The organism is Pseudomonas sp. 18-147 (assembly GCF_051048045.1).
Classification (GTDB): domain Bacteria; phylum Pseudomonadota; class Gammaproteobacteria; order Pseudomonadales; family Pseudomonadaceae; genus Pseudomonas; species Pseudomonas aeruginosa.
Genome location: NZ_CP182296.1, coordinates 5,144,563 through 5,164,404 on the forward strand (window position 1 = coordinate 5,144,563; position 19,842 = coordinate 5,164,404).

Sequence of the window (19,842 nt, forward strand, 5' to 3'; positions counted from 1 at the left end):
ACGAACTGCCAGCTAGCGGACCGCGGATTTATCGGCCGACCAGCCGGCTGGCCGACCAAGGTCTGATCGTCGGCGCGTGCGCCCGTCTCGCCGGAACGGCTATACTGTCGCGCCTTTTTTGCGCCGGTGCCTGACCGGCGCGCTCCTCGGCTGCGGCCGGCTCCGTGACCCTGCCCCGCATCCGAATTACCCGCCTGAAGAGGACCGTGCTCCATGGCCGTGATCAAGCAAGACGACCTGATCCAGAGCGTCGCCGATGCCCTGCAGTTCATCTCCTACTACCACCCGGTCGATTTCATCCAGGCCATGCATGAGGCCTACCTGCGCGAAGAATCGCCGGCTGCCCGCGACTCCATGGCGCAGATCCTGATCAACTCGCGCATGTGCGCCACCGGCCACCGCCCGATCTGCCAGGACACCGGGATCGTCACCGTGTTCGTCCGGGTCGGCATGGACGTGCGCTGGGACGGCGCTACCATGAGCGTCGACGATATGATCAACGAAGGCGTGCGCCGCGCCTACAACCTGCCGGAGAACGTCCTGCGCGCCTCGATCCTGGCCGACCCGGCCGGCGCGCGGAAGAACACCAAGGACAACACGCCGGCGGTGATCCACTACTCCATCGTTCCCGGCGACAAGGTCGAGGTCGATGTCGCGGCCAAGGGCGGCGGCTCGGAGAACAAGTCGAAGATGGCCATGCTCAACCCGTCCGACTCGATCGTCGACTGGGTGCTGAAGACCGTACCGACCATGGGCGCCGGCTGGTGCCCGCCGGGCATGCTCGGCATCGGCATCGGCGGTACCGCGGAGAAAGCAGCGGTGATGGCGAAGGAGGTCCTCATGGACCCGATCGACATCCACGAACTGAAGGCCCGCGGCCCGCAGAACCGCATCGAGGAACTGCGCCTGGAGCTGTTCGAGAAGGTCAACCAGCTGGGCATCGGTGCCCAGGGCCTGGGCGGCCTGACCACCGTGCTCGACGTCAAGATCATGGACTACCCGACCCACGCCGCCTCGCTGCCGGTGTGCATGATCCCCAACTGCGCCGCGACCCGCCACGCCCACTTCGTGCTCGACGGCTCCGGCCCCGCCGAACTGGAAGCGCCGTCGCTCGACGCCTACCCGGAGATCGTCTGGGAAGCCGGCCCGTCCGCGCGCCGCGTCGACCTGGACAAGATCACCCCGGAAGAGGTGCAAAGCTGGAAACCGGGCGAGACCCTGCTGCTCAACGGCAAGATGCTCACCGGCCGCGACGCCGCGCACAAGCGCATGGTCGACATGCTGAACAAGGGCGAAACGCTGCCGGTGGACCTGAAAGGCCGCTTCATCTATTACGTCGGCCCGGTCGATCCGGTCGGCGACGAGGTGGTCGGCCCGGCCGGTCCCACCACCGCCACCCGGATGGACAAGTTCACCCGCCAGATCCTCGAACAGACCGGCCTGCTGGGCATGATCGGCAAGTCCGAGCGCGGTCCCATCGCCATCGAGGCGATCAAGGACAACAAGGCGGTATACCTGATGGCCGTCGGCGGCGCCGCCTATCTGGTCGCCCAAGCGATCAAGAAGTCCAAGGTGCTGGCCTTCGCCGAACTGGGCATGGAAGCGATCTACGAGTTCGAGGTAAAGGACATGCCGGTCACCGTCGCGGTTGACACCAACGGCGAGTCGGTGCACATCACCGGCCCAGCGGTCTGGCAGAAGAAGATCGCCGAAAGCCTGGCGGTCGAGATCAAGTAAGCCTGCTCCGTCCCTGAAAAAGCCCGGCCCCGCGCCGGGCTTTTTCGTACGGCCACTGGCCGGAGCCTGGGCTGGCAGCGCCGCAGGCGCCTTGGTTCAGCCGAACCAGAAATACAGCAAGGTCAGGTTCGCCGCCGAGATCAGGCCGAACAACGACCAGGCCAGCGCGCTGACCCAGCGCGGGTTGACGAACTCCCCCATGAGGCCCCGGTCGCTGCTGAAGCGAATCAGCGGCCACAGGGCGAACGGCAATTGCAGGCTGAGCACCACCTGGCTGAGCACCAGCAGCTTGCCTACCGCGGCTTCGCCCAGCCAGAGCACGCCGATCAAGGCCGGCACCAGGGCCAGGCCGCGGGTGATCAGGCGCCGCTGCCAGCAGGGAATCTTCGCCCGGAGGAAACCCTCCATCACCACCTGCCCGGCAATGGTGCCGGTGAAGGTCGAGCTTTGCCCCGCCGCCAGCAGGGCGAAGCCGAACAGGAAGCTGGCCAGGGCGCCGCCCACCAACGGGTCGAGCAGGTGGTAGGCGTCCTGGATCTCCACCACCTCGGTATGGCCGCTACCGTGGAAAGCCGCGGCGGCGAGGATCAGGATCGCCGCATTGACCAGCAGCGCCAGGGACAGCGAGCCGATGGTGTCGAGCCGGGAAAAGCGGATCGCCGAGCGTTTGCTCGCCGCGTCGTCGCCGCTGACCCGGGTCTGCACCACGGACGAATGCAGGTAGAGGTTGTGCGGCATCACCGTCGCGCCGAGGATGCCGATCGCCAGGTACAGCGGCTCCTGGCTGCTCAGGGTGTCCCAGGACGGCCGCAAGCCGGCGGCGACATCCGGCCAGTAGGGGCCGATCAGCACCAGTTCGACGAAGAAACACGCGCCGATGGTCGCGATCAGCCCCAGCACTATGGCCTCCAGGCGGCGGAAGTTGGCGCCCTGCAGGGCCAGCACGATCAGGGTATCGAAGGCGGTGAGGACCACCCCGGTGGTAATCGAGACGCCCAGCAGCAGGTGGAAGGCCAGCGCCGCGCCGAGCACCTCGGCAAGGTCGGTAGCGACGATCGACAGTTCCGCCAGCAGCCATTGGCCACGCGCCACGCCAGGGCGGTAGCGCTCCCGGGAGAGCTGCGCGAGATCGCGGCCGGTGGCGATGCCCAGGCGCGAACAGAGGCTTTGCAGGAGCATCCCGGAAAAGCTCGCCAGCACCACTACGAACAGCAGCGCGTAGCCGAAGCGCGAGCCCGCCTCGATGGCGGTGGCCCAGTTGCCGGGGTCCATGTAGCCGACCGAGACCAGCAGGCCGGGGCCGACGAACAGCGCCAGCTTGCGCAGCGGCGAGGCGTCGGCCGGCACCGCCACGCTGTGGCTGACCGCCGAGGGACAGAACGGCGCGGTGGCCGTGGTGGGCAGGGAGTATTTCACGAGGCGACGCCGGATCGGGGGAGGAAGTGCGACCAGCCTAAACGTTTCACCCCGGTCGCGTCTTCCCTCGCCTCAGGCCTGGGCGCGCTGGCCGACCAGGCTCAGCTCGGCGACTTTCTCGCGCCGCTGCGCCAGGTAGCGGGTACAACTGACACGCAGGAAGGAGGCGAAGTTGAGCACCTCGCCGCGATAGTCCATCACTTCCTCGTAGAGATTGGTGATCAACTGGTTGGTGCTCAGGCCCTCGCCTTCGGCGATTTCCCGGAGGATGTCCCAGAACTGGTTCTCCAGGCGCAGGGTGGTCACCACCCCGCGGATGCGCAAGGAACGCGAGCGCGATTCATAGAGGATCGGATCGGCTTTCACATAGAGTTCGCACATGCGCGGGGGTCTCCTGTGTCTCAGTGGCTGATGCGGGTGCCGAGCGCCTCGAGGAAGCGCGCCAGCCACGCCGGATGCGCCGGCCAGGCCGGCGCGGTGACCAGGTGGCCGTCGACGTGGGCCTGGTCCGGCGGAAGGTCGACGTACTCGCCGCCGGCCAGCCGCACCTCCGGGGCGCAGGCCGGATAGGCGCTGCACGCCCGCCCTTGCAGGACGCCGGCGGCGGCCAGCAGCTGGGCGCCATGGCAGACCGCGGCGATCGGCTTGCGCGCGGCATCGAAGTCACGCACCAGAGCCAGCACCTGCTCGTTCAGGCGCAGGTATTCGGGCGCGCGGCCGCCGGGGATCAGCAGGGCATCGTAATCCTCGGCGCGGGCCTGGGCAAAGTCGGCATTGAGGGTGAAGTTGTGGCCCGGCTTCTCGCTGTAGGTCTGGTCGCCTTCGAAATCGTGGATGGCGGTGCGCACGCTTTGCCCGGCCCGCTTGTCCGGACACACCGCATGCACCTGGTGGCCCACCATCTGCAGGGCCTGGAACGGGACCATGGTTTCGTAGTCTTCGGCATAGTCGCCGACCAGCATCAGGATCTTCTTCGCAGCCATCACGCGCACTCCTTCGGGCAGGGCCCGGTCATACCGGGGATGCACCTAAGGTAGCCAATCCGCAGGGGGACGCGGGTAATAGACGGTTACTACACGCGTGCCGGGTTCAGATGCCGATCTTGTCCAGGGCCCGCCCGACGCCTTCCCAGAACGAGCGCTGCACGCGTTTCCGGTAGCCGCTGGCGGCGAACTGCATGGGCTCCTGGACCTGGTGGGTAGCGCCGATTTCCGCAGCGCCGAGATCGGCCGCCACCAATTGCAGCGGGCCATCGCCCTCACCCGCCGGGTGCTCGCTCTTCGGTGGCGGGTTGAGTTCGTCGTAGCGCAGGTAGTAGACCGAGCCGGCCCTGGCCTCGAGCATGAAGCTGGCGATGCGGGTGAAATCCATCGGACCGTCGGCGAACAGGGTCCAGAAGCTGCCCGCCAGCGGCCGGCGCATTTCCAGCTTGTAGCTGCCGGTCTCGAACTCGAACGCCAGGTAGCCGTTGCTCGGCAGGCTGCCGATCAGTTCGTTGTTGAGGAAGATCCCCGGCGCCTCGAGTTCCTCGTCCGCCCACTGGCTCCGCGGACGGTAGAGGTAGACGGTGGCGTGGCTGGCATCGGCGCTCGGATGGGCGACGAAGGCCGGTCCGTCCACCGCACCGAAGAACGCGCCGGGCGTGCTGCAGCCGACCAGGCTCGCGACGATCGACAGGGCCAGCGACAGGCTGCGCAGCATGCTCCATCCCTCTTCTTATGGTTATCCGCGCAGCATAACCAGCCGGGCCGGGCCTGCCACCCGTCGAAAGTCCGGTTCTCCGGGAGAACGGCCTCAGGCCGGGCGCGGCACTTTGGCCAGCGCCGGCGCCGGCATCAGCCGGCGCACCAGCCACTTGCGCACCGGCACCACGCCGCGCTCCTGGAACAGCACGCAGAACGCCACCAGCAGGACCAGGAACAGCGGGTAGTAGAGCAGCGACGATGGCAGCGCGGCCGCCGCCTCGGTGCAGGCGCGCCAGTCGTCGAGACAACGCCCCGGCACGGCGATAAGGCGCTCGCTACGGGAGAACAGGGTGAACATCGGCACATGCAGGGCGAACAGCGACAGCGAGGCGGCCCCCAGGCGCGGCGACCAGTGGCGGACGAAAGCGCTCTTCGGGTCGGCGGGCAGCGCGCAAAGGCACACCAGCAGCAACTGGGCCGGCAGCAGCAGGCCGTTGTGCAGCGGGAAGTACCAATGTTTGGCGCCCTGGGTGAACAGGTAGTCGGCCACCAGGAAGGCCGCCACCACCAGCGCCACCAGCGCGGCCAGCAGGCCGCGTCCCGGCACCATGCCACGGTCGCGGTAGCCGCGGAACAACCCGTAGGCCAGGATGCCGCCAAGGAATTCCGGCAGGCGCAGCAACGGATTGCGGTGCAGCAGGCCGGTCCAGGGGATCCCGTAGCTCTCGCTGGCCACCACCAGCGCCGGCGGGATCAGGTAGACCAGCCAGACCAGCGCCAGCACCTTCCACTTGTGCCGGCTGCGCATCAGCCGCGGGGCGACGAAGGGAAACGCCAGGTAGAAGAACATCAGCGTCGACAGCGACCACAACGGCGCGTTGAAGGTCAGGTAATAGGGATTCCAGGCCTGCAGCAGGAGGATCTGCAGGATGCTGTTGACGAACAGTTCGGTGTTGCTCATCCAGTGCAGGAAGAGTTCCGGGTGGGTGCGGCCGAGCACTTCGTTGGTGTCGTAGATGACGAAGCGCGGGGTGGCCTTGTCCAGCTCGGGACCGATTCCCAGGTGGCTGAGGGCCAGCAACACCAGGATCGACAGCAGCAGGGAGAACAGGTGCAACGGATAGAGATTGGACAGTCGCTTGGTCCAGAAACTGCGGGCGCTTTCGCGCAACCGGCCGCTGCGTGCGTAGACATGGGCCAGGAGGAAGCCGGAAAGCACGAAGAAGGTACTGGTGGCGAAGAACCCCAGGCTGGTCAGTTCGTCGAGACCGGGAAACTTCTGCTCTTTCGGATAGATATGCAGGGTGTGGTACACCACCACGTACAGGCCGAGCAGGAAGCGCAACCATTCCAGTCCGATGAAACGTTCCTTGGAGTCGGGCGTTGCCACGCATCTCTCCTTTGTCATTGTAATGGGCGGTCCGGGGTAGACCCGCAAGCTCCCCGGCAAGTTTCACCGGGCCGGCCAGCGGCTACGAACGGCCGCTCCCTAGCGCCGGCGGTCGAGGAAATTCACCACTACCCGGTCAAGCCAACCCCACAGGCGCTGGTGCAGGCGCATCCACAGGGGTCGCGCGCGCCACATCGCCAGGGTCACCTCGCGGCTGTCGGCGAAGTCCGCCAGCAGGCTCGCCGCCGCCTCATTGGTGAAGTCCGGGTCGAGGGCCTCGAGATTGGCGTCGAGGTTGAAGCGTAGATTCCAATGATCGAAGTTGCAGGAGCCGACGCTCACCCAATCGTCGACCATGACCATCTTCAGGTGCAGGAAGCGCGGCTGGTATTCGTGGATGCGCACGCCGGCGCGCAGCAGGCGCGGGTAGTAGCGCTGCCCGGCATAGCGCACCGGGGCGTGGTCGGTGAGCCGCCCGGCCAGCAGCAGGCGCACCTCCACGCCGCGCTGGGCGGCCTTGCGCAGGGCCCGGCGAACCTTCCAGGTCGGCAGGAAGTACGGCGTCGCCAGCCAGATCCGTCGGCGCGAGCCGTTCAGCGCGCGGACCAGCGATTGCAGGATGTCGCGGTGCTGGCGGGCGTCGGCGTAGGCCACCCGGCCCAACCCACGGGCCGCCCCCGGCTGCGGCGGAAGGCGGGTAAGGGTCATGCCCTCGCGGGGCTTCCAGGCTTTCTCTTCGAGACAGGCCAGCCATTGCCGCTCGAACAGCGCCGCCCAGTCCGCCACCACCGGGCCGTCCATCTCGACCATCACCTCGCGCCAGGCGCTGACGTCGCTGACCGGTTCCCAGAATTCGTCGGTGATCCCGGCGCCGCCGACATAACCGAGGCGCCCGTCCACCAGCAGCAGCTTGCGATGGTCGCGGTAGAGATTGCCGCCAGTCAGCTTCCAGCGCAGCGGGTTGTACAGCCGCAGTTCGCCGCCGGCCTCGCGCAGGCGCTGGATCCAGGCGCTGCCCAGGCCGAGGCAGCCGAAGCCGTCGAACAGGCAGCGCACGGCGACGCCCCGGCGGCGGGCATCCAGCAGGGCGACGAGAAACAGTTCGGCGCAATGCCCGTCTTCCACCAGGTACAGCTCCAGCTCGATGCTCCGCTGCGCCGCCTCGATGGCCAGCAGCATGCGCGGGAAGAACCGCACGCCGTCATTGAGCAGGGCGAAGCGGTTGTCGCTGCGCCAGGGAAAGACCGGGCCGCTCACCGCGAAGTGAAGATCAGCACGGCGCCGACCGGCACCGAGAGCCCGATGCTGCCGGCGCCGGCCAGCTTGCGCAGGGTCTCGATGCCGGGGGCGAGGTCGAAGTCGGCGGCGTCCAGCACCAGCGGCGACAGGGTCACCACCTGGAAGCGATGCTCGTCCAGGCGGGTCACCAACAGGTCGCTGGCGTAGCTCTTGCGCTTGCCGTGCAGGCTGACGGTCACCGGCTGGCGCATTTCCAGTTGCACGCCGTCGGCCAGCTCGACGATCGGCGCCAGGTCGAGCTGGGCGGTGATCTCCGCCTCGGCGAAGCGCTTGGTCTCGAACAGATGCTCGCGGATGCGTTCGTCGCGCAGCGGGATGTCGGTGCTCACCGAGTCCAGCTCGACGCGCAGGCGCGCCTGCCCCTTGTCGTCGACCTTGCCGTGCATGACCAGGAAGCGGCCGACTTCCGAAAGGGTAGCGTTCTTGGTGGAGATGAAACTGAGTCGCGACGACTCGTAGTCCAGGTACCAGGCGGCCTGGACCGGCAAGGCCAGGAGGGCCAGGCCGAGGCAGATCAACTTGTGCATGCGGGCTCCCTTTGCGTCCGGCGCCACCTTAAACCGGCCGCCTGGGAGCAGGCAAACTCCCGCGTCAGTCGAGCGCGTGCTGCAACTGACTGACGGTATCGGCCAGGGTTCCCAGGTGCCGGCGGCGCACCCGTTCGACGCAATCCTGGTCGCGCGGCCAGTGCAGCGCCACGCTGCCGAGCAGGCGACCCTGGGCGCGTACCGGCAAGGCCACCGCGCGGATCAGGAACGGCAGGCGTACCGGATACTCCCAGTGTCCCTCGGTACGCTCGCCGTAGCCCTGGCCGTGGGCCTGCTCGCGGGTGCGCAACCAGAGGTCCTCGTCTACCTGGTGCTGGCGCGCCAGGCGGCGCACCTCGCTGTCTGCCAGTTCGCCCAGGCAGGCCTTGCCCATGGCCGAATGGAACAGGCTGGCGTGCTGGCCGACCACCAGCCGGTTGGCCGGGTAGCGCTTGCGCAGGACGCCGGGCACCGAGCTTTCCGCCACCAGCAGGCGGTCGCCGTCGAGAATCGACAAATCGGCGACCAGCCCGGTTCGCTCGCTCAACTCCACCAGCAGCGGCGCGGAACGCTCCACCACCTGGCAACGGAAGCGCTCGGCGGCGTCACCGTAGAGGCGGGTGGAACGCAGCCGGTAGCGCCGGTCGGTCAAGCCGCGGTACAGCCAGCCCTGCTCCAGCAGGGTATGCAGCAGCCGCGACACCGTGGCCTTGGGCAGTTCGGTCAGGTAATGCAGTTCCTCGAGCCCCAGCGCCTGGTGCTGGCCCAGCAGATCGAGGATCGCCAGCGCCCGCTCCACCGAACGCACGGTTCCCGCCTCTTCTCTTTCCGGCATGACGACACCTCCACCGTCGACAGACCGTTATGGCAAAGCAAGATGCAGGCCCAGGTCATGTAGGAAGAATCTGCGAATACGCCAGCATTGCTCCGCGGCCTAGTCGATGCCCCCTGGAGCCTCGAGCATCGCCGGCGGACGGCGGCTGACCCAACGGGTCAGGCCCTCGTGGGCATGGGCCAGTTGCAGCACCGCCAGGTCGGCCTGCGCCGGGCCGATTATCTGCAATCCCATCGGCAGGCCCGCCGCGCCGAAGCCGATCGGTACGCTGATCGCCGGCAAACCGGCCAGGGTCGGGCCGATCACCACCTCCATCCAGCGGTGATAGGTGTCCATCGGCCGCCCGGCGACCTGCCGCGGCCACGCCGTTTCTGCATCGAAAGGAAACACCTGGGCGCTGGGCAGCAAGAGGAAATCGTAACGTTCGAACAGACGCGCCAGCGCCCGATACCAGTCGCTGCGATCCAGCGAGGCGCGATAGACCTCGGTGGCGCCGAGGCCGAGCCCGGACTCCACTTCCCACTGCGCCTCCGGCTTGAGCCGGACGCGCCGTGCGGGATCGGCGTAAAGCTCGCCAAGCGAGCCCTGCACCAGCCACTGGCGATGGACCAGCCAGGTGCGCCACAGGCGCTCCAGGGGATAGTCCGGCAGGCACGCCTCGACGTCGCAGCCCAGCTCGGCGAAATCGCCCAGCGCGGCTTCGCAAAGCTCCAGCACGCCCTCCTCCATCGGCAGGTAGCCGGCGTAGTCGCCGAGCCAGCCGAGCCGGGCTCCGCGGAAATCGCGCCCGAGGTCGTCGGCGAACCTGCGCGGATCGTCGCGCAACGACAGCGGACAGCGCGGATCGTAGCCGGCCTGGGTGGCCAGCAGCCGGGCCAGGTCCGCCACGCTGCGCCCCATCGGGCCTTCGGTGGCCAGTTGCTGGACGAACAGTTCCGCTTGCGGGCCATGCGGTACCCGTCCCTGGGACGGGCGGAAGCCGTAGACGTTGTTGTAGGCGGCGGGGTTGCGCAGCGACCCCATCATGTCGCTGCCGTCGGCCACCGGCAGCATGCGCAGCGCCAGCGCCACCGCCGCCCCACCGCTGCTGCCGCCGGCGATCCGCGCCGGATCGTAGGCATTGCGGGTGGTGCCGAACAGCGGGTTGTAGGTCTGCGAGCCGAGCCCGAACTCCGGTACGTTGGTCTTGCCGATGACGATCGCACCGCTGCTCTTCACCCGCTCGACGACGATGGCGTCGTGCTCCGGCACCTGCCCGGCGAACAGCGGCGAACCCAGGGTGGTAGGAATGCCGGAGGTGGCGGCGAGGTCCTTGATCGCCTGCGGCATGCCGTGCATCCAGCCCAGCCATTCGCCGCGCGCCAGTTGCCGGTCGCGCTCGTCGGCCTGGGCGAGCAGGCGGCTTTCCGCCTGCAGCGAGACGATGGCGTTGACCCGCGGGTTGAACCGTTCGATCTGCGCCAGGTAGGCCTGCATGACCTCGCGGCAGGACAGTTCGCGTCGGCGGATCGCCGCGGACAGCGGCAGCGCGTCAAGCGCGACGATTTCCTCGTGGCCGTCGCTTCGATGGCGGGTGGCGCTCATTCACAGACTCCTTGCCGGCTTGCCCAGGGCCGGTTCACGGGGGCGCGGGGCGGGCGTCGCGCCCTCCCGCAGATAGAGGGTGGCGAGCAGCCCGAGGAAGGCCGCGCCGAGCACGTAGAACGCCGGCGCCACTGGCGAGCCGCCGACCTCGGTGAGCCAGGTGACGATGAACGGAGCGAAACCGCCGAACAGCATCACCGCCAGGTTATACGCCACCGCCAGGCCGGTGGAACGCACCCGCACCGGAAACTGCTCGGCCACCGCGGTCGGCGCCGGGCCGAAGAAGCCGCCGATCGCCGTGCACAGCAACAGTTGCATCAGCAGCAGGCGCCCCAGGCTCGGCGCCGCGGCGACCCAGGCGAACAGCGGATAGACCATGAGCATGAAGGCCAGGGTCGCGACCAGCAGCACCGGGCGCCGCCCGACCCGGTCGGAGAGTCCCCCAGCCAACGGGATCACCAGGGTCATCAGCGCCACCGCAGCCATCTGCACCATGAACACCTCGTCCAGCGGCAGGCCCAACTGCTTGTGGGCGAAGGTCGGCATATTCACCAGCACCACGTAGAAGGACACCGTGCCGATCACCGTCAGGCCCATGCTCACCAGCACGCTGCGCCGGTATTCGCGCAGCACGCCGAGCAGCCCCTGGCGCTCGCCGGGCTCCCGGATGGCTTCGAGGAAGGCCTCGGTCTCGCCCATGTAGCGGCGGATCCACAATCCCACCGGACCGATCAGCAGACCGAACAGGAACGGCACCCGCCAGCCCCAGCTCTCCAGGGCCTCGGCGTCCAGGCAATGGGTGACCAGCGCGCCCATCCCCGCACCGGCGAACACCGCCAGGCACTGGCCGAACAATTGCCAGGAACCGTAGAGACCGCGCCGGTGCGGCGGCGCGCTTTCCACCAGGAAAGCCGTGGCGCTGGCGTACTCGCCGCCGGTGGCGAAACCCTGCAGCATTCGCGCGATCACGATCAGCAACGGTGCGCCGACGCCGATCGCCGCGTAGGTCGGGGCGAAGGCGATCATCGCGATGGACAGCGTCATCAGCAGGATGATCAGTTGCATCGCCGCCTTGCGTCCCCTGCGGTCGGCATACAGGCCGAGCAGGACCCCACCGACCGGACGCATGAAGAAACCGACACCGAAGGTGGCCAGGGCCATCAACAGCGAGGTGTACTCGTCGCCGGAAGGGAAGAACAGCCTGGCGATCAGGCTGGAAAGGAAGCCGTAGACGATGAAGTCGTACCACTCCAGGGCGTTGCCGATCACGGCAGCCGCCACCTGGCGGGTACGCGAGGTACCGCTCGGGCAAGCGTGCATGGGAATCTCCTGGTAACCGGGGGAATGCCGGCGCGGCTCAGGCCGCGCCGTTATTGGCGGCAGTCAGTCGAAGGCCGGACGCCGCGGGGGCGGCCAGCCAGGTCTCGGCGAGCGCGCCCCAATAGGCCGCGCCCCGGACCAGGATGTCGTCGTTGAAGTCATAGGCCGGGTTGTGCACCATCGGCCGTCCTCTGCCGTTGCCGATGAACAGGTAGCTGCCGGGGCAGCGCTGTAGCATCCAGGCGAAGTCCTCGCTGCCCATCAGCTTCGGCGTGTCGCCGTCGACCTGCTCCGCGCCGGCCAGCTCGACCCCGACCTGGCGAGCGAACTCGGTTTCCTCGACGCTGTTGACCAGCACCGGATAGGCCGGGTAGTGCTCGATGCTGGCCTGGCACCCATAGCTGGCGGCCTGCAACTCGATGATCTGGCGAACCCGCTGCAGCACCTGCTCGCGCACCTGGCCGTCGAGCGCCCGCAGGCTCAGGCGCAGCACGGCGCGCTGGGGTATGACGTTGGCCGCCTCGCCGGCCTGCAATGCGCCGACCGTGACCACCGCGGCCTTCTGCGGATCGACGTTGCGCGCCACCACGCTCTGCAGGGCCATCACCGCGCTCGACGCGGCGAGCAACGGATCGACGCTCAGGTGCGGCATCGAACCGTGTCCACCGACGCCCTCCAGGGTGACGCTCAGCAGGTCCTGGGAAGCCATCATCGGTCCCGCGCGGAAGCCCAGGTGCCCGGCCTCCAGTCCCGGCATGTTGTGCATGCCGAACAGCGCATCGCAGGGAAAGCGCTCCAGCAGCCCGTCGGCGAGCATCGCCTCGGCGCCGCCCTGGCCTTCCTCGGCGGGCTGGAAGATCAGTACCAGGGTGCCGTCGAAACGCCGCGTCGCCGCCAGGTAGCGTGCCGCGCCGAGCAGCATCGCGGTGTGTCCGTCGTGGCCGCAGGCGTGCATGCGCCCGCGGTGGCAGCTGCTGTAGCCGAGCCCCGTGGCCTCGACGATCGGCAGCGCATCCATGTCCGCCCGCAGGCCGAGCCGCCGCGTGCCGTCGCCCTGGCGGAGGACGCCGACCACGCCGGTGCGGCCGATCCCTTCGTGCACTTCGTAGCCCCAGCCGCGCAGGCATTCGGCGACCAGCGCGGCGGTGCGTCGCTCCTCGAAGCCCAGTTCGGGATGGGCGTGGATGTCCTGGCGCAGGCTACGCAGGTCGTCGGCGACCTCCTCGAGCCAGGCCACGATGTGTCGATGTCGAGCCATGCCGTCTCTCCTCTGGCCGGATTGCGCTCCGGTCTTGTTGGCGGGAGGCCCGGACGCAAGGCCGGCCGGGCGTGGTCACAGCTAAGCGCGGCACGCGGCGAAGGACAACGGAAGGCGGTTCCACTGGGTGGAACCCAAGGCCCGCGCCGCCCTCCGCCGGTACGTCAGAACTGTTCCGGCGGCACTTCGCGGAAGTTCAGCACGGCGAACACCGGTACCTCGGGAGTGATCGAGGGAATATTGGCCATCTCCTTCAAGGGCTTGAGCTTCTCTTCCAGGTCGAAGTCGAGCAGCTTCAGCAGCACCGGCTCCAGGGTCGCCACCTGGACCAGCCCTTCGCCCTGGCGGGTGACCAGCACGTCGGCCTTCAGGCGGCGCTGCTGGCCGTGCAGGTCGAGGGTGAAGTCGAGCTTCTCGACCCGCGACTGGCCGACCCGCAGGTCGTCGAAGCCGGCCATGTCCAGGCGGCTCTCCACGGTGGCCTCGGGGAAGCGCGAGGTTTCGAAGAAGTTGTCCTTCATTCGCTCGTCGCGCAGGGCCAGGCCGCTGTCCAGGGTGCCCAGCGGCACCACGATGCGCGCGACGCCCTGCTTGTCGATCTGGCCGCTGAGACGATCGAAGCGCTGCACCTCGGCCATCTTCGCGCGTTTCACGGAAACGAAGCTGATCCGCGAGTAATCCGGCTCCAGTTGCCATTCCGCCGCCGACAGCAGAGGGCTGAGGAGCAACAACAGGACACACAATACAACAGGCATTCCACCTCCGGCTTCGGGCCGGCGCCGTCCCTCGCCCCGCGCCCCGACATGCGCCGCCGGTCAGTCCGGCAGCCTGTCCGCCTCGGGCATGAGCCGGCATCCCTCGCGCGGGCCCAGCCAGGCGGCCGTCTGCGTACTGCCGAGGCCGCGGGCGGTCACCCGGCGGCGGGCTTCGTCGTCGAAGAAGCCGCTGATCGGCACGTACTGTTGGGTATAGGCCCGGCAATAGTCCGCGGAGTTCCCCATCACGTAGCGGCAGGAGCAGTACTCCTTGGCCGTGTAGGCGCCTATGATGGCGGGAAAGGCCGCCAGGTGGATGCGGTTCTGCCAGGCCCACGCGAGGGCGGCGAGCAGCCCCAGGACGAACAGGAAGAGCAAGGGATGGCGACGGATCATGGCCGCGCCTCCCCGGCGAACGCCGCCTGTGCCAGGCGCAGGAATTCGTTGTGGCGGAAACGCCCGTCGCGGTCGTCGGCGTAGCGCACGATCACCAGCTTCTCCTCGGGCAGCACGTAGAGCGCCTGGCCCCAGTGACCGAGCGCGGCGAAGGCGGTCTCGGCGACGTCCGGCCAGGGCGCCGGCGCGCCTTTCACCGCACGGTTCAACCACCACTGGCCGCCCGGCACCGCCTCGCCCTCCTCTTCCGCGCTCGGCCGGTAGCGGGCGAAGGGTGTCAGGTTGAACTCGACCCATGCCAGCGGCAGCAGTTGCCGCTCGCGCCAGCGCCCGTGGCGCTGCATCAGCAGGCCGACGCGCGCCAGGTCGCGGGCGCTCATGTAGACGTACGACGAGCCGACGAACGTGCCGGCGGCGTCTCGCTCCCATACCGCCGAACGGATGCCCAGCGGCTCGAACAGCGCGCGCCAGGGGTACTCGGCATAGTCCGCGCCGAGCATGCCGTGGAGGGCCGCCGCCAGCACGTTGCTGTCGCCGCTGGAGTAGCGGAAACGCCGGCCCGGCGGCCGGGCCTGCGGGGTTTCGGCGACGAAGCCGGCCATGTCGTCACGCCCACGGGTGTAGAGCATCGCCACCACGGAGGACTTCAACGGCGCGAACTCGTAGTCCTCCTGCCAGTCCAGCCCGGAAGACCAGTTCAGCAGGTGGCGCAACGTCACCTCGGGATGACGGGCGAACGGCGGGTAGTAGCGCGCCACCGGGTCGTCGAGCTGGAAGCGCCCTTCGCCCTCGGCGACGCCAAGCAGCGTGGCGAGCAGGCTCTTGCTCACCGACCAGGTAAGGTGCGGGGTCTCTGCACGGCTCGGGCCGGCGTAGCGCTCATAGACCAGACGACCGTCGCGGATCACCACTACCGCGTCGGTGCGGATGCCTTTGCGACGAACATCGTCGCGACGACCGAAGGCATAGCGCTCGAATGCCTCCAGCGCCGGCCCCGCGGGCTGTTGGGCACGGGGCCAGTCGGTGTCGGGCCAGTCTTCGGCCAGGGCAGGGAGGGCGAATACCAGGGCCAGCGCGGCGAGGGCGCGGCGGGACAACGGCAAAGCGGGCATCGGCGGGCCCTCTCGACGGTCGAGGGGCAACCCTAGCATGGCCTCGATGACGCCAGGAAGCGCGGACTCAGCCTGGCATGCGGTAGTCGTCCGGGCCGAGCAGGTCGATGCCGCACTCGAGGTTCTCGATCCAGTAGAGGAAGGCGCTGATCATTTCCTTGCCGACGAAGGGCCGCCCGTGTTGCGGCACGATCATCTCCACATCCATGTCCCGGACCATCCGCGCCCACAGGCGGCAGATCTTGTTCGCCGCCATGTAGCGGCGATGGAATCCGTCCATGTACTGGATATGCGCGGCGAAATCGCTGACCGGCGCCGCGTCGTCCACCAGCGAGGCGCCCATATCGCCCGAGAAAAGGATCTTGCTCACCGGGTCGTAGAGCTGGAAGTTGCCCACCGAATGCAGGAAATGCGCGGGGATCGCCTTCAACGAGCAGTCGCCGAGAGCGATCGCCTGGCCGCGGTCGGGCAACGGCATGACCCGGTCGTAGGTGTTGATGCCATGGCTGACCGCCAGGTAGTTGGCCGTCAGGTGCGGCAGGAAGCGCGCCCACAGCTTGGAGCAGATCACCCGGGCGCGGGTGTGCAGCAGCCACTTGTCGAGGGCGGCGATGATGTCCGGGTCCTGGTGCGAAGCGAAGATGTAGTCCAGCTCCTGCAGCGGAAAGCGTTTCGACAATTCCAGCGAGAGCGGCGTGTAGGTCAGGTCGCCGCCGGGATCGAGCAGCAGGTACTGGCCGTTGTCGACGATCAGGAACTGGTTGGACTGGACCCCTTCGCCGCTGACGAGGTCATCGAAACACAGGCACTGGTGGCTGCCGTTGTCGAACAGCACGATCGGTTCGCGTCGCATGGTCGGTGAAATCTACTCTGTGCAGGCGCCGAGGAGCATTCCTCGCCGGATGCTGCGCAGGGTAAGCGCCTGCGGCGCGGCGCCTCACTGACCTGGGTCAAGCCCGAGGCGGGTCAAGGCCTTCTCCAGGCGAACTTTGCGGGCCCCGTTGGCAATCGCCAGCAAGCCGCGATCGCGTTGCCACAATGCCTCCCAGGTCGAGGCGTTGGCGGCGAAGGCGGCATCCAGTTGCCCCTCCAGCGCCGAGAACTGTTCGAACAGCCCAGCCAGTACCGCCTGGGTGCCGACGCAGGCGACCGGATGCCGCGCGACCTCGGCGCAGCCGCCGAGGATGCCGGCCAGGCGCAGCAGCAGCGGCGAGGGCCAGCCGCATTCATGGCCGACCCCATAGAGCCAGCCGACCAGCGCCGCCAGCACATGGACATCCTCCAGCAGGCGGAACGGCCTGACGTAGTCGTCCCAACCATCGCCGGGCAGGCGCTCGCAATGGGCACCGTCGAGCAACAGGCGGGAATGCGGCACATCCGGCATCAGCGGCAGCGCCGGCAACGCCTCCAGGCGCGCCCCCGGGGCGCCGGCCAGGACCACCGTCATCGACAGTCGCGGCGGCTGCCCCGGAGCCTCGTCGCGGGCGGCCACCAGCCACCAGGAGGCGCTGTCGCCAGCGGTGACGAAATCCTTTTGTCCATGCAGGACCAGCCCCTCCAGGCGGGTCTGCAGGTCCGCCGGGCGCACGCTGCGCTTCTCGGTCACGCACAGCGCGCCGAGACCTTCCGGCGCCGCCGGCCAGAGCGCGCGCAGGGCCGCCTGGTAGCCGGCGAGGAAGGCCAGGCCCGGACTCGCGGCCAATCGTCCGCCGAGCACCGCCCGCTCCAGGGTGCCAAGACCGTCGGCGCGCGCCAGGGCGGCGGCGTGCCAGTCTTCCAGGGAGCCTTCGGTGGGCAGGCGGTCGAGCGGGCCGAGCAAGCGTTGCCAGGACATGGCGGACTCCAGTGTGGAATGTGTCGGAACCGGCATCCTGCCGAGGGTGCCAGCGTTGAACAACGGCGCGTTACATCCGGCGACAATGTCATACAAGCATCACGCCCCTGTCACAGGGGTGACACCGCGCCTTCCTAGCCTGAGCTTGCACAACAAAGCCGAGCGGCCGCAACCCGCGGCGCCGGCCCAAGGAGGCCCAGGCATGACCCAGACCGCCATTACCCGCGAACCCGTCGCCGGACGCCGCCTGAAGGCCGAGCGCCTGAACGGCGCCCGCGCCCTGCGCGAGGCCCAGGCCCTGCGCTACCGCGTATTCAGCGCCGAGTTCGACGCCAAGCTCGAAGGCGCCGAAGACGGCCTCGACCGCGACGACTACGACCGTCACTGCGCGCACATCGGCGTCCGCGACCTCGACAGCGGCGCCCTGGTGGCCACCACCCGGCTGCTCGACCATCGCGCCGCCGAACGCCTCGGGCGCTTCTACAGCGAAGAGGAGTTCCACCTCTCCGGCCTCGACGCCCTGCACGGCCCGGTCCTGGAGATCGGCCGCACCTGCGTCGCTCCCGAATACCGCAACGGCGCCACCATCGCGGTACTCTGGGGCGAACTCGCCGAGGTCCTCAACGAGGGCGGCTACCGCTACCTGATGGGCTGCGCCAGCATTCCCATGCGCGACGGCGGTATGCAGGCCAAGGCGGTGATGCAGCGGCTGCGCGAAGGCTACCTGTGCACCGACTACCTGCAGGCCGAGCCGAAGAACCCGCTGCCGCCGCTGGACGTCCCGGAAAACCTCACCGCCGAGCTGCCGCCGCTGCTCAAGGCCTACATGCGCCTGGGCGCCAAGATCTGCGGCGAGCCTTGCTGGGACCCGGATTTCCAGGTCGCCGACGTGTTCATCCTGCTCAAGCGCGACGAACTCTGCCCGCGCTACGCCCGCCACTTCAAGGCAGCGGTCTGATGGCGCGGCTGCGCCTGCTGCTGCGCAGCGCACGCCTGCTCGGGCTGGTCGCGCTCGGACTGGGCCTGGCCGCTTGGGTCAGCCTGCGCGAGGGGCTGCCCGGCGCCGACGTCACGCCGCTGCGCCAGCGCCTGACCCGCTGGTGGCTGGCGCGCCTCTGCGCGGCCCTGCCCTTCGAGGTCAGGGTCAGCGGCGAAGCGCCCCGGCAACCCATGCTGTGGGTAGCCAACCATGTGTCCTGGACCGATATCCCGCTGCTCGGCGCCCTGGCGCCGCTGACCTTCCTGTCCAAGGCCGAGGTGCGTGCCTGGCCGCTGGCCGGCTGGCTGGCGGAAAAGGCCGGCACCCTGTTCATCCGCCGCGGCTCGGGCGACAGCCGGCTGATCAACCAGCGCTTGGCCGAACAACTGCACCGTGGGCGCAACCTGCTGATCTTCCCGGAAGGCACCACCACCAACGGCGAAAGCCTGCGCACCTTCCACGGTCGCCTGATGGCCAGCGCCCTGGAAGCCGGCGTGGCGGTGCAGCCGGTGGCGATCAGCTACCGCCGCGACGGCGTGCCCGATGCGCAGGCGCCGTTCATCGGCGACGACGACTTGCTCAGCCACCTCGGCCGCCTGCTGCGCGGCGAGCGCGGCAGCGTGCATATCCAGCTGCTGGAACCGATCCCCAGCCAGGGCCTGGACCGCGCCGAACTGGCCCGCCAGGCCCAGCAGGCGGTGCGCCTGGCGCTGTTCGGCACTGCCGCCACTACGCAAACCCGGCGCGCCGCCTAGTCGCGCTTGGGCGGCACCGCCAGCACGTCGCACGGCAGGTCGCCGAGGGCCGCCTCGGCCACGCTGCCGATCAGCGCGCGGCGGAAGCCGGTCAGGCCCTGGGTGCCGAGCACCGTCAACTGCGGCGCCTGGCGGCGTACCTCGGTCATGATCACGTTGATCGGCAAGCCTTCGCCGACGCGCAACTGGATGTCCTCGCGGCCCAGCCCCAGGCCGGCGACGTAGTCGCGCAGCTCGACGTTGGCCTTGAGTTCCTCCTGGTCGACGTAATGCTCGACGCGGTCTTCCTTGATCCCCGAATAACGCATCATGCCTTTGGCGAACGGCTCGAAGGCATGCAGCGCGGTGAGGCTGGCGGCGTCGAGGAAGCCGAGCTGGCCGGCCATCTGCACCGCGCGCGTCGAGGTCGGCGAGAAGTCCAGCGCCAGCAGCACCCGGCGGTACTCCTCTTCCGGCGCACCGGCCGCGCGCAGCACCGGGATCTTCGCATTGCGTACCACCCGCTCCAGGGTGGTGCCGATGAACAGATCGCGCAGCGGCGTGTGCCGGTGCGCGCCCATCACCAGCAGGTCGGCGCCGATCTCCTCGGCCACCGCGTTGATCACCACCACCGGATCGCCGACCCGCACGATCGCCTTGGACTCGACGCCGAGGCGCTCCTTCAGGGCCTGTCCGTTCACTTCCAGCAGGTTGGCGATGGCCAGCCGTTGCGGCGCGATCAGCACCGGCGGCTGGTCGTCGTCGAGCACGTTCAGCACGGTCAGTTCGGCATTCCTCGCCTTGGCCAGCGCCGCGGCGCGCATGACCGCCAGCTCGGAACGCGAGGACAGGTCGGTCGCCACCAGGATTCGTTTCATCTTCCACCTCCATTGGCAGAGCGTTGAACGTCGGCCCCATTGAACGATCGACGCGACCGCTGCCGGTTGATGTGCATCAAGCGGATGCTTCGGACTGAAACAA

Annotated in this window: 20 protein-coding genes; 3 read left to right on the forward strand and 17 right to left on the reverse strand. The window is 68.6% G+C overall.

The genetic code is table 11. The features are described 5' to 3' along the window. Positions 1–213 precede the first annotated feature (213 nt). The gene (locus ACM0M4_RS24410) at positions 214–1,737 is read left to right on the forward strand and encodes a fumarate hydratase (protein WP_115288863.1); all 1,524 of its coding nucleotides are present in this window, start codon (positions 214–216) and stop codon (positions 1,735–1,737) included. A gap of 96 nt (positions 1,738–1,833) precedes the next feature. Here ACM0M4_RS24410 and ACM0M4_RS24415 read toward each other — a convergent pair whose 3' ends face one another. The 16 genes from ACM0M4_RS24415 to ACM0M4_RS24490 form a co-directional block, all read right to left on the reverse strand. Next, complete coding sequence (locus ACM0M4_RS24415) at positions 1,834–3,090, reverse strand: Nramp family divalent metal transporter (protein ID WP_004348078.1); 1,257 nt, start codon at positions 3,088–3,090, stop codon at positions 1,834–1,836. Between the two features lie 135 nt (positions 3,091–3,225). Beyond that, positions 3,226–3,534, reverse strand: a complete 309-nt coding sequence (locus ACM0M4_RS24420; protein WP_003101146.1) for a ribbon-helix-helix domain-containing protein — start codon at positions 3,532–3,534, stop codon at positions 3,226–3,228. A gap of 20 nt (positions 3,535–3,554) precedes the next feature. Further along, positions 3,555–4,139: a DJ-1/PfpI family protein gene (locus ACM0M4_RS24425; protein ID WP_003120861.1), complete on the reverse strand. Its 585-nt coding sequence runs from the start codon at positions 4,137–4,139 to the stop codon at positions 3,555–3,557. 103 nt (positions 4,140–4,242) lie between these two features. Further along, positions 4,243–4,854, reverse strand: coding sequence for a DUF2846 domain-containing protein (locus ACM0M4_RS24430; protein WP_003101143.1), 612 nt, complete (start codon positions 4,852–4,854; stop codon positions 4,243–4,245). Between the two features lie 93 nt (positions 4,855–4,947). Beyond that, positions 4,948–6,228, reverse strand: a complete 1,281-nt coding sequence (locus ACM0M4_RS24435) for an acyltransferase family protein (RefSeq protein ID WP_115288864.1) — start codon at positions 6,226–6,228, stop codon at positions 4,948–4,950. 99 nt (positions 6,229–6,327) lie between these two features. Then, a complete protein-coding gene (locus ACM0M4_RS24440) occupies positions 6,328–7,407 on the reverse strand; it encodes a phospholipase D-like domain-containing protein (protein ID WP_003120863.1) in 1,080 nt (359 codons plus the stop codon). Positions 7,408–7,481: 74 nt separating this feature from the next. After that, entirely contained in the window at positions 7,482–8,054 is a 573-nt protein-coding gene (locus ACM0M4_RS24445) for a YceI family protein (RefSeq protein ID WP_003093949.1), read from the reverse strand. Positions 8,055–8,118: 64 nt separating this feature from the next. Beyond that, positions 8,119–8,889: an IclR family transcriptional regulator gene (locus ACM0M4_RS24450; RefSeq protein WP_003093951.1), complete on the reverse strand. Its 771-nt coding sequence runs from the start codon at positions 8,887–8,889 to the stop codon at positions 8,119–8,121. Positions 8,890–8,988: 99 nt separating this feature from the next. Next, positions 8,989–10,473, reverse strand: coding sequence for an amidase (locus ACM0M4_RS24455; RefSeq protein ID WP_003123277.1), 1,485 nt, complete (start codon positions 10,471–10,473; stop codon positions 8,989–8,991). Further along, complete coding sequence (locus ACM0M4_RS24460) at positions 10,474–11,793, reverse strand: citrate-proton symporter (protein WP_003110047.1); 1,320 nt, start codon at positions 11,791–11,793, stop codon at positions 10,474–10,476. A gap of 37 nt (positions 11,794–11,830) precedes the next feature. After that, positions 11,831–13,051 (reverse strand): M20 aminoacylase family protein, encoded by a 1,221-nt coding sequence (locus ACM0M4_RS24465; protein WP_115288865.1) that lies wholly within the window; start codon positions 13,049–13,051, stop codon positions 11,831–11,833. 164 nt (positions 13,052–13,215) lie between these two features. Beyond that, a complete protein-coding gene (locus tag ACM0M4_RS24470; RefSeq protein ID WP_003120867.1) occupies positions 13,216–13,806 on the reverse strand; it encodes a YceI family protein in 591 nt (196 codons plus the stop codon). A gap of 60 nt (positions 13,807–13,866) precedes the next feature. Beyond that, on the reverse strand, positions 13,867–14,202 hold the full coding sequence (locus tag ACM0M4_RS24475; protein ID WP_003093963.1) for a hypothetical protein: 336 nt from the start codon (positions 14,200–14,202) through the stop codon (positions 13,867–13,869). Next, positions 14,199–15,314: a serine hydrolase domain-containing protein gene (locus tag ACM0M4_RS24480; protein WP_003101127.1), complete on the reverse strand. Its 1,116-nt coding sequence runs from the start codon at positions 15,312–15,314 to the stop codon at positions 14,199–14,201. The genes ACM0M4_RS24475 and ACM0M4_RS24480 overlap by 4 nt, the downstream gene beginning before the upstream one ends. A 67-nt stretch (positions 15,315–15,381) precedes the next feature. Then, positions 15,382–16,167, reverse strand: coding sequence for an MBL fold metallo-hydrolase (locus tag ACM0M4_RS24485; RefSeq protein ID WP_003093967.1), 786 nt, complete (start codon positions 16,165–16,167; stop codon positions 15,382–15,384). An 84-nt stretch (positions 16,168–16,251) separates the two neighbouring features. Continuing rightward, the gene (locus tag ACM0M4_RS24490) at positions 16,252–17,148 is read right to left on the reverse strand and encodes an acyl-CoA dehydrogenase family protein (protein ID WP_003093969.1); all 897 of its coding nucleotides are present in this window, start codon (positions 17,146–17,148) and stop codon (positions 16,252–16,254) included. Between the two features lie 202 nt (positions 17,149–17,350). Here ACM0M4_RS24490 and olsB point away from each other — a divergent pair, with 202 nt between their 5' ends. Continuing rightward, a complete protein-coding gene (gene olsB, locus ACM0M4_RS24495; RefSeq protein WP_115288866.1) occupies positions 17,351–18,106 on the forward strand; it encodes an L-ornithine N(alpha)-acyltransferase in 756 nt (251 codons plus the stop codon). Next, on the forward strand, positions 18,106–18,882 hold the full coding sequence (gene olsA, locus ACM0M4_RS24500) for a lyso-ornithine lipid O-acyltransferase (protein ID WP_115288867.1): 777 nt from the start codon (positions 18,106–18,108) through the stop codon (positions 18,880–18,882). Before olsB ends, olsA begins: the two co-directional genes overlap by 1 nt. Here olsA and ACM0M4_RS24505 read toward each other — a convergent pair. Continuing rightward, positions 18,879–19,739, reverse strand: a complete 861-nt coding sequence (locus tag ACM0M4_RS24505; protein WP_003093974.1) for a universal stress protein — start codon at positions 19,737–19,739, stop codon at positions 18,879–18,881. The genes olsA and ACM0M4_RS24505 overlap by 4 nt on opposite strands. Positions 19,740–19,842 lie beyond the last annotated feature (103 nt).

Bases quoted from the DNA above. Each gene is read 5' to 3' on its own strand.
- ACM0M4_RS24410 (WP_115288863.1), top strand. From the start codon at position 214: ATGGCCGTGATCAAGCAAGACGACCTGATCCAGAGCGTCGCCGATGCC.
- ACM0M4_RS24420 (WP_003101146.1), bottom strand. From the start codon at position 3,534: ATGTGCGAACTCTATGTGAAAGCCGATCCGATCCTCTATGAATCGCGC.
- ACM0M4_RS24430 (WP_003101143.1), bottom strand. From the start codon at position 4,854: ATGCTGCGCAGCCTGTCGCTGGCCCTGTCGATCGTCGCGAGCCTGGTC.
- ACM0M4_RS24440 (WP_003120863.1), bottom strand. From the start codon at position 7,407: ATGCTGCTGGCCATCGAGGCGGCGCAGCGGAGCATCGAGCTGGAGCTG.
- ACM0M4_RS24445 (WP_003093949.1), bottom strand. From the start codon at position 8,054: ATGCACAAGTTGATCTGCCTCGGCCTGGCCCTCCTGGCCTTGCCGGTC.
- ACM0M4_RS24450 (WP_003093951.1), bottom strand. From the start codon at position 8,889: ATGCCGGAAAGAGAAGAGGCGGGAACCGTGCGTTCGGTGGAGCGGGCG.
- ACM0M4_RS24455 (WP_003123277.1), bottom strand. From the start codon at position 10,473: ATGAGCGCCACCCGCCATCGAAGCGACGGCCACGAGGAAATCGTCGCG.
- ACM0M4_RS24460 (WP_003110047.1), bottom strand. From the start codon at position 11,793: ATGCACGCTTGCCCGAGCGGTACCTCGCGTACCCGCCAGGTGGCGGCT.
- ACM0M4_RS24465 (WP_115288865.1), bottom strand. From the start codon at position 13,051: ATGGCTCGACATCGACACATCGTGGCCTGGCTCGAGGAGGTCGCCGAC.
- ACM0M4_RS24470 (WP_003120867.1), bottom strand. From the start codon at position 13,806: ATGCCTGTTGTATTGTGTGTCCTGTTGTTGCTCCTCAGCCCTCTGCTG.
- ACM0M4_RS24475 (WP_003093963.1), bottom strand. From the start codon at position 14,202: ATGATCCGTCGCCATCCCTTGCTCTTCCTGTTCGTCCTGGGGCTGCTC.
- ACM0M4_RS24480 (WP_003101127.1), bottom strand. From the start codon at position 15,314: ATGCCCGCTTTGCCGTTGTCCCGCCGCGCCCTCGCCGCGCTGGCCCTG.
- ACM0M4_RS24485 (WP_003093967.1), bottom strand. From the start codon at position 16,167: ATGCGACGCGAACCGATCGTGCTGTTCGACAACGGCAGCCACCAGTGC.
- ACM0M4_RS24490 (WP_003093969.1), bottom strand. From the start codon at position 17,148: ATGTCCTGGCAACGCTTGCTCGGCCCGCTCGACCGCCTGCCCACCGAA.
- olsB (WP_115288866.1), top strand. From the start codon at position 17,351: ATGACCCAGACCGCCATTACCCGCGAACCCGTCGCCGGACGCCGCCTG.
- olsA (WP_115288867.1), top strand. From the start codon at position 18,106: ATGGCGCGGCTGCGCCTGCTGCTGCGCAGCGCACGCCTGCTCGGGCTG.
- ACM0M4_RS24505 (WP_003093974.1), bottom strand. From the start codon at position 19,739: ATGAAACGAATCCTGGTGGCGACCGACCTGTCCTCGCGTTCCGAGCTG.